The sequence below is a fragment of the Frankia sp. Mgl5 genome (assembly GCF_023242985.1).
In the GTDB taxonomy this organism is placed as follows: domain Bacteria; phylum Actinomycetota; class Actinomycetes; order Frankiales; family Frankiaceae; genus Parafrankia; species Parafrankia soli.
The window spans coordinates 1-9,064 of record NZ_JALKFY010000698.1 but is presented as its reverse complement, the minus strand read 5'-3'; the positions used below and the strand labels follow the sequence as shown (position 1 = coordinate 9,064).

Sequence of the window (9,064 nt, the reverse complement as noted above, 5' to 3'; positions counted from 1 at the left end):
CACATCCCACAACCCCTCCGCCGACACCACCCCACCCGGCAACCGACACGCCATACCCACGATCGCCACCGGCTCGTGCCGTGCGTTCTCCAGGTCGAGCACCTGGCGCCGGCTCTGCTGCAGTTCGGCGAGGGCCCGGCGCAGGTATTCGCGCAGCCGGTCGTCACTCGCTGTTCCGTTGCGGAGTTCGGCACCGCGGTTCTCGGCGGCGTTGTCGGCGGAGTTGTTGTCGGCGGAGTTGCTGCTGGCCGTGCGGGTGTCGGCCGTGCGGGTGCTGTCGGCGGGCATGGTGACTCCTCCCTCGGGTGGAAGGGCTTGCGCGGGACTTACGGGGGCGTACCGGGGCGTACGGAGCGATCGGGAAGGACGGATCTCAGGAACCGAGGCCGCGGTCGAGCAGCTCGAACATCTCGTCGTCCGTCGCGGAGGTCAGGTCGAGACCGGCGCCGCCGTCGCGCCGGGGGCCCAGCGATGCCGCGAGCGCCCGCAGCCGGGTGGCCACCTCGTCCGGGACGGCGATCCGGGCGTCCGTGGCGCCGGTCAGGACCCGTTCCAGACGGGCGAGCTGGTCGAGCACCGAGGAGTTCCGCACCGCCGGAGTACCGGGGCCGTCCAGGCCGTGATGGCTGTCCGGGTCGTCCGGACCGTCCAGGTCGAGCAGGCGGAGCAGGTGCTCGGCGAGCGCGGCGGGGGTGGGATGGTCGAAGACCATCGTCGCGGCCAGCCGCACCCCCACCGCCGCGGCGAGCCGGTTGCGCAGTTCGACGCCGGTCAACGAGTCGAACCCGAGCTCCTGGAACGTCTGGCCGACACCCACCGCGTCCCCCGACCGGTGCGAGAGGACCGTCGCGGTGTGGGCACGGACGACATCGAGCAGGACGCGCCGGCGCTCCGGCTCCGCCTGGCCGGCGAGTCGCCGGGCCAACGCTCGCCCCGGCTGACCCGAGGCTGAGGCGGCGCCGGCGCTGCCGGTCCCGGTGATACCGCCGGGGCTGTCCGGAGCCGCCGAGTCCGCGGCCGGTACCGGCGCGGGAACCAGTCCGCGCAGCAGCGGCGGCAGCCCGCCGGCCGACGCGCGCCGCCGCAACGCCGGCACGTCGACCGCGGCGGCGACCAGCACCGCGTCCGGCGACCGCAGCGCCGCGCCGAAGAACGCGGCGCCCTCGGCGTCGGACAGGCCGCGGACACCGCCCCGCGCCATCCGGTCGCGGTCGGCCGGTGTCAGGCTCGCCGTCAGGCCGCTCGCCCGCTCCCACAGGCCCCAGGCCACCGACACCGCGGGCAGTCCGAGGCCGGCGCGGTACTCGGCGAGCGCGTCGAGGTAGCCGTTCGCCGCGGCGTAGTTGCCCTGCCCCGCGCCGCCGAAGGCGCCGGCGGCGGAGGAGAAGAGCACGAAGGCGGCGAGACCGAGCTCAGCGGTCAGCTCATGCAGGTTCCAGGCGGCGTCGGCCTTCGGCCGGAAGACGGAGTCGAGCCGTCCCCGGTCCAGTGAGGTGACCAGGCCGTCGTCGACCACCCCTGCCACATGGACGACCGCGGTCAGTGGGTGCGCGGGCGGGATGTCCGCCAGCAGGGCCCGCACCGCCTCGCGGTCCGCCGCGTCGGCGGCGACCACCTCGACCGCGGCACCGGCGTCGCGGAGCTCCGCGACCAGCTCGGGGGCGCCCGGCGTGGCCGCGCCGGTGCGGCTGAGCAACACCAGGTGCCGGACACCGTGCGTACGCACCAGCTCTCGCGCGACGATCGCTCCCAGGGTTCCCGTGCCACCCGTGACCAGCGTGGTGCCGTCCACCGGCGACATGCCGCTGAGCGGCGAGGCACCGTCCGGAGCGGACGTGTCGGCCGAGGGCCGCGCCGCGCGAGCCAGGCGGGGCACCAGCACCTGCCCATCCCGCACGACCGCCTGCGGCTCGCCGCTCGCCAGCACGGTGGGCAGCACGGCCCGGGACTCCTCCGGCGCACCGCCGAGCAGGACGAACCGCCCTGGATGCTCGGCCTGCGCCGAGCGGACCAGGCCCCACACCGCAGCCGAGGCGGGCTCACCCGCGGGATCGTCGGTGAGGATCACCAGGGGCCCGTCCGGAACCCGCCAACCGTGGCCGGGGGCGGTCACGGCCGGCGCAACCCCGGCCGGCGCGAGCCGCTTCTGGAGGGCCTCCAGGACGTCGGCGACCAGCGCGCGGACGGCGGTCGGGTCAACGCTCGCGCGGCCGGTGACGTCGAGAACGTCCGCCTCCGGCGGCTCCGCGCCCGCCGCCGGGGACACCGCCGGTCTCCCGAGCGGCGTACCGGCCGGGCCGGTCGGTACGCCGACCCATTCCACCCGGAACAGCGCCTCGGCGGTCCCCGCCCCACCGCTGCCGGCCGAACGGTAGAGCCGGTCGAGCTGCGCCAGCGGCGTCGCGCGCAGCACCAGGGAGCCGATCTCGGCGACGGGCGCGCCGCCGCGGTCGGACATCCGGACGCTCACCCCGTGCGACCCGGGGGCGGCGGCGAGATCACTCGGCGTGGCGTGCACGCGCAGGGCCGTCACGCCCGAGGAGAAGCGACGGATGCCGCTCCAGGCGAAGGGCAGCAGGACGTGTCCCTCCTCCGCGGCGGGCACCGCGCCGAGGTTCGTCGCCTGCAGGGCGGCGTCCAGCAGCGCGGGGTGCAGACCGTACGCGCCGGGGGGCTCGGCGGACGCCTCGGCGGCCGGCAGCTCCACCTCGGCGAAGACCTCCCGGCCCCGCGTCCAGGCGGCGCGCAGCCCCGTGAACGCCGGGCCGTAGTCGTATCCCCGGTCGGCCAGCCGCGGGTAGAAGTCCGCGAGGTCCACCGGGCGGGCATCGGCCGGAGGCCATGCCTCGTAGCCGTGTCCGGGCTCGGTGACCTCGGCCGACAGCTGCCCCGTGCCGTGGCGGGTCCACCGGCCGGTGCCTTCGGTCCCGTCGCCGTCGCCGTCCCCGTCCCCGGGCGCGGTGGCGCCGTCCGGGCGGGCGTACAGCCGCACGGGGCGCCGACCATCGGCGTCAGGCCCGTCCACGATCACCCGCAGGGTGACCGAGCCCTCGGCCGGAACCGCGAGCGGCGCCTCGATCAACAGCTCGTCGAGTACGGGGTGGCCGACGCGGTCTCCCGCGTGCAACGCGATCTCGATCCACGCCGTGGCCGGCAGCAGCCGCACGCCGCGCACCGCGTGATCGGCCAGCCAGGGATGGGTCCGCGCCGACAGCCGGGCGGTGAACGCCACCTCGGCCGCGTCGGGCGCCGAGCCGGGGAGGTCGACCGCGGCGCCAAGCAGAGGATGACCGGTCGCGTCGAGCCCGGCGGCGGTCACGTCACCGGAACCGGGCGCTCCCGGCGCGAGCCAGTAACGCTCGTGTTGGAAGGCGTACGTCGGCAGCTCCGCCGCCGCGCCGAGCCGGCCGGCGGCCCGCAGCGCGGCGGCGGGGAACGCCTTCGTCCAGTCGACGGGGACGCCGGCCACGAACAGCTCGGCCGCGGAGCGCAGGAGCCGCTCGGGGCCGCCTTCGCCCCGGCGCAACGATCCCACCACCGCCGTGTCACCGAACCCGGCCTCCTCGAGCACCTCACCGATCGAGGGCACCAGCACCGGATGGGCACCGACCTCGACGAACGAGCGAAACCCCTCGCCCGCCAGGACTCCGACCGCCTGGGCGAAGCCCACCGTCCGCCGCAGGTTGCGGACCCAGTAGTCGCCTGTCAGCTCCGCTCCCGCGATCCAGCGGCCCTCCACCGTGGAGAAGAACGGGATCCGGGGCGACTCCGGCCGCACCCCCGCCAGCAGCTCCGCCAGCTCCTCGGCCACGGCGTCCACCTGGGCGGAGTGCGACGCGTAGTCGACCGCCACCGACCGCGCCCGCACACCCCGCGCCTCCAGCGCCGCCACCAGCTCGGCCAACGCCGCGGAGGCGCCCGAGATCACGGTCGTTCCCGGGCCGTTGACCGCGGCCACCTCCACCCCCGGTGGCAGCAGACCAGCCAGTTCCGCCGCGGGCAGGGACACCGACACCATCCCGCCACGGCCGGCCAGCCGCGCGCCCACCACCCGGCTGCGGGCCACCACCACCCGCACCGCGTCGGCCGTGCCCAACGCTCCCGCCACGCACGCCGCCGCCACTTCTCCCTGCGAGTGGCCCACCACCGCGCCCGGGGTGACCCCCAGTTCCCGCCACACCCGCGCCAGGCCCAGGGCCACCGCGAACGACGCCGGCTGGACCACCTCCACCCTCTCCAGCGCCCCGTCCGGCCCCGCCCCCCGCAGGACGTCCACCAGCGGCCAGTCCACCAGCCCCGCCAGCGCCCCGGCGACCTCGTCCACCGTCTCCCGGAACACCGACGACAACGCCGACGACGAAACCGACGACGGCACCGAGGGACCCGACAGCAGGCCGGCGCCCATGCCCACCCACTGCGCGCCCTGGCCCGGGAACACGAAGACCGGGCCCCTGCCCCGAGGGCTCGCCGCCCCGGAGACCACGGCCGGGTCAGGAAGATCACCGGCCAGCGCCTCCAGGCCGGCGACGAGCTCGCCGCGCTCCGCGGCCACCGCGACCGCGCGCTGGCCGAGCCGCGCGCGGGTCAGCAGCGTCGCGGCGACCGCGGCCACCGGGACGTCGGTCCTGGTCCGGACGAATTCCGCCAGCCGCCCGGCCTGCCCGCGCAGAGCCTCCCGGGACGCCGCCGACAGCACGACCGGAACGACCGGTCCGGCTGCTACCTCTGATTCACCCGGTGCGGCCGGTGCCTCTGTCTCAGCCGGTTCGGTCGATGCGGCCGGGGCCTGTTCGATGATCACATGGGCGTTCGTCCCGCTCACCCCGAACGACGACACGGCCGCCCGCCGCGGCCGGCCCGTCTCCGGCCACACCACCGGCTCCGTCACCAGCGACACCGCACCCGCCGACCAGTCCACATGCCCCGACGGCCGATCCACGTGCAGCGTCTTCGGGACCACCGCACGGTCCAGCGCCTGAACCATCTTGATGATCCCGGCCACCCCGGCGGCCGCCTGGGTGTGCCCGATGTTCGACTTCACCGACCCGAGCAGCACCGGCCGGTCCGCCGGCCGCCGGCCGTAGGTGGCCAGCAGCGCCTGGGCCTCGATCGGGTCGCCCAGCGTCGTCCCCGTGCCGTGCCCCTCCACCACATCCACATCAGCCGTCGTCAACCCCGCATCCGCCAACGCCGCCCGGATCACCCGCTCCTGCGACCGACCACTCGGCGCCGTCAGACCATTCGACGCACCATCCTGATTCACCGCCGAACCACGCACCACCGCCAACACCCGGCGGCCGTGGCGACGCGCGTCCGACAACCGCTCCACCAGCAGAACGCCCACGCCCTCGGCCATCCCGAAGCCGTCCGCGGCGTCCGCGTAGGCCTTGCACCGGCCGTCGGCGGCGAGGCCACGCTGCCGGGAGAAACCGAGCAGGCCCTCCGGGCTCGACATGATGGACACGCCCGCGACCAGCGCCAGGCCGATCTCGCCGGCCCGCAGGGCGGCGGCCGCGGTATGCAGGGCGACGAGCGAGGACGAGCACGCCGTGTCCACGGTCAACGCGGGCCCCTCGAAGCCGAACGCGTAGGACACCCTGCCGGAGAGCACGCTCGCGGCCCGGCCGATGACGAGATATCCCTCGTCCGCCCGCTCGCCGGACACCTCGCTCGCATAGTCCTGGCCGTGCGTGCCGACGTACACCCCGGTCGGCGTGCCCGCGAGCGACGTCGGGTCGAGACCCGCCCGCTCCAGCACCTCCCAGGACGTCTCCAGCAGCAGCCGCTGCTGCGGGTCCATCGCCTGCGCCTCCCGCGGCGAGATCCCGAACAGGCCGGCGTCGAAGCCCGTCACGTCGGTGAGGAAGCCGCCGGCGCGCACGTAGGTCCGTCCCGGGCGGTCCGGGTCGGGGTCGTAGAGCTCGGTGAGGTTCCAGCCGCGGTCCGTCGGCAGCGGGCCGACGACGTCCACGCCGTCGCTGGCGACCTGCCACAGGTCGGCCGGCGAGCCGATCCCGCCCGGGAACCGGCAGGCCATGGCGACGATCACGATCGGGTCGTCGGTCCGGTCCTGCTCCCGGGTACGGCCGCCGCTCCCCCGGGCGGCGCCGGCCGCCACGGCGGTGACGGCCCGCGGCGGGTCGCCGGGCACGGAGGGCCCGTCCGGGAGGTCCGGGGCGAGCTGCGCCGCCAGGTGGCCGGCGAGCGATCGGGGCGTGGGATGGTTGAACACCACGGTCGCCGACAGCCGCACCCCGGCCGCGGTGATCAGGCCGTTGCGCAGCTCCACGCTGGTAAGCGAGTCGAAGCCGAGGTCCCGGAAGGCCCGGTCCGGCTCGACCGCGGCCGGATCGGTGTGGCCGAGGACGACCGCCGCGGTCGCCTGGACCAGTTCCAGCAGAATCTCGTCCCGGGTACCGGCCGACGCGGCGGCGAGCCGGTCGCGCAGAGCGGACCGGTCAGGCACCGCGGGGCCCGCCGACACGGCGGCGCGGCGGCGTGCCGGCGCCGGCACGAGTCCGCGCAGCAGGGGTGGCAGCGGGTCGCGCCGCCGGAGCGCGCCCAGGTCGAGCAGTACGGGGACCAGCTCCGGCCGGCTGTCCACCAGGGCGGAGTCGAACAGGGCGAGGCCGTCGGCCGCCGTCAGTGCCCTGGTTCCGTCGCGGGTCATGCGGGCCCGGTCGGTCGCGCTCAGCCGGCCGCCCATTCCGGCGGCCTCCTGCCACAGTCCCCACGCCAGCGACACCGCGGGCAGACCAGCCGCCCGCCGGTGCCGGGCGAGCGCGTCGAGGAAGCCGTTGCCGGCCGCGTAGTTGCCCTGGCCCGCGCCACCGAAGACTGAGGCGGCCGAGGAGTAGAGCACGAACGCGGCGAGGTCGAGGCCGGCGGTCAGCTCGTGCAGGTGCCAGGCGGCATCCGCCTTGGTCCGCAGGACGGCGTGCCAACGCGGTTCGTCGAGGGCCTCGATGACGCCGTCCTCGACGATGCCAGCGACGTGCACCACCGCGGTGAGGCGGTCGGCGACGGACGCGACGATCTCGGCCACGGCAGCGCGGTCGGCCACGTCGGCGGCGACCGCGCGCACGGTGACACCCGTCGCGCGCAGCTCGGCGACCTGCTCCTCCCCCGCCACGGACCGGGCGACGAGAACCAGCTCCCGCACCCGGTGGACCCGGGCGAGATGGTCGGCGGCCAGCCGGCCGAGGCCACCGGTGGCGCCCGTGACGAGGACGGTGCCTCCCTCGAGAGGCGACCGCGCCGGCACCGGGGCCCGCTCGGCGCGCCGCAGCCGCGCGGCCAACACCTCGGTCCCGCCTGCCCCCGCCGGCCGGACGGCGACCCACGGCTCGTCGGCCGGCGCGCCCAGACCCGCCGCGATCGCCTCCAGCCAGGGAGTCTCGCCGACCGAGGGGGGTTCCGGCAGGTGGTAGGCCCGGTCCAGGTTGAGCAGGCCGAACCGCCCCGGGTGTTCCGCCTGCGCGGCGCGTACCAGCCCGCGCACCGACCCGTGGGCCAGGTCGCCGTCCCGCGTGACGACCGCGAGACGGGACGAGGCGCTGTCGGGATCGGCCAGCCAGTCCTGGAGAACGCGCAGCGTCCGCAGCCCGGCGGCACGCACCGCGCCGGGGACGTCCCGGACGGCGACGGCTGCGCCCGGGACCGTGCCGGCGTCCCCACCGGCAGCACCGTCGACACCCGTGGCGCTGGCGGGAACGAAGACCACGAACGGGGGACGGGCCGCCCGCTCGGCCACGGGAGTGCCCGTGACTCCGCCGCTACCGCCGCGAACGGCGGAGTCGCGAACGGCGGAGTCGGGGTGGAAGGCCCAGTCCGTGCCGCGCACCGCGGCGGCGTCCGTCTGTTCCCATCGCACCTCGAACAGCGCGTGCGACCGCCGCGCCGCACCGCGCCCGGCCGTCAGCCGCTCCGGGTCGACGGGGCGGACCACCAGTGCCTCGACGTCGATCACCGCGGCGCCCTCGCCGTCGACCGCGCTGATCGTCATGGTGTCGGGCCCGGCAGCTGCGATCCGCACCCGCAGGGAGCGGGCCCCGGTCGCCCACAGCCGCACCCCCGACCAGGCGAAGGCCAGGCGTGGCTGGTCCGGGTCGGGGAAGAACCCGGCCACGCCCAGCGGGTGCAGCGCCGCGTCCAACAGCACCGGATGCAGGCCATATCCGTCCGAGGGCTCGGTGCCGTCGGTGCCGTCGGAGAGTTCCACGCCGCCCGAGCGCGGCCACCGGGACGCGGGTGAAACGCCCCCGGCGGGGGCGACGGCCGCGTCCGGGAGCGTGACCTCGGCGTAGACGGTGCCCTCGGCCACCCACGCCGCGCGCAGCGCGTGGAACGCGGGGCCGTAGTCGACAGGAAGCCTGTCGTAGCACTCGTCGATGTCGACAGGGCTGGCGGCGGCCGGGGGCCACGACGCCGCCCAGCCGGGCCGACCGGTCGGATCGGTCGGATCGGTCGGGCCGCCGGTCGCGGTGCCCGCTGGCTGGGCGAGGATTCCGCGGGCGTTCTCGGTCCAGGCCTCGTCCGGGCTGGTCCGGGAGTGGACCGTGACGGGGCGCGACCGCTCGCCATCCGGCGGACCGACGACGATCTGGATGTCCGTGCCGGTGGCCGGGTTCGCGGCGGTGGTCTCAACGGGCTCGTCGATCAGGATCGGCGCGGAGATCGTCAGCTCGGCGAGGACGGGCCGCCCCACCCGGTCTCCGATCCACGCCAGGACGTCGAGCAGCGCCGAACCGGGCAGCACCACGGCACCGCCGACACGGTGGTCGGCCAGCCACGGGTGGCGATCCGTCGTCAGCCGGCCCGTGTAGAGCAGACGGCCATCGCCGCCGGGGCCGCCTTCCGTGAGACCGGCCGCGAGCGGGTCGGGGGACGTATCCGGGAAGGACTCTCCTGCGACGGTGACACCGGCACCGAGAAGCGGATGGTCGACCGGATCGAGTCCGGCCGTGGAGACGTCGCCGAGACCGTCCCCGCCGGAGGGGTCCGCGTCCAGCCAGTAGCGCTCGTGCTGGAACGGATAGGTCGGCAGGTCAGGCCCCACACCCAC

Annotated in this window: 2 protein-coding genes; both read right to left on the bottom strand. The window is 76.1% G+C overall.

Annotated features, from left to right (window positions below; all coding sequences use genetic code 11):
- On the bottom strand, window positions 1–288 hold a 288-nt coding region (locus tag MXD62_RS26285; RefSeq protein WP_248832100.1), incomplete at its 3' end, for a polyketide synthase docking domain-containing protein.
- Between the two features lie 85 nt (window positions 289–373).
- Window positions 374–9,058: an SDR family NAD(P)-dependent oxidoreductase gene (locus MXD62_RS26280; protein ID WP_308301328.1), complete on the bottom strand. Its 8,685-nt coding sequence runs from the start codon at window positions 9,056–9,058 to the stop codon at window positions 374–376.
- Window positions 9,059–9,064 lie beyond the last annotated feature (6 nt).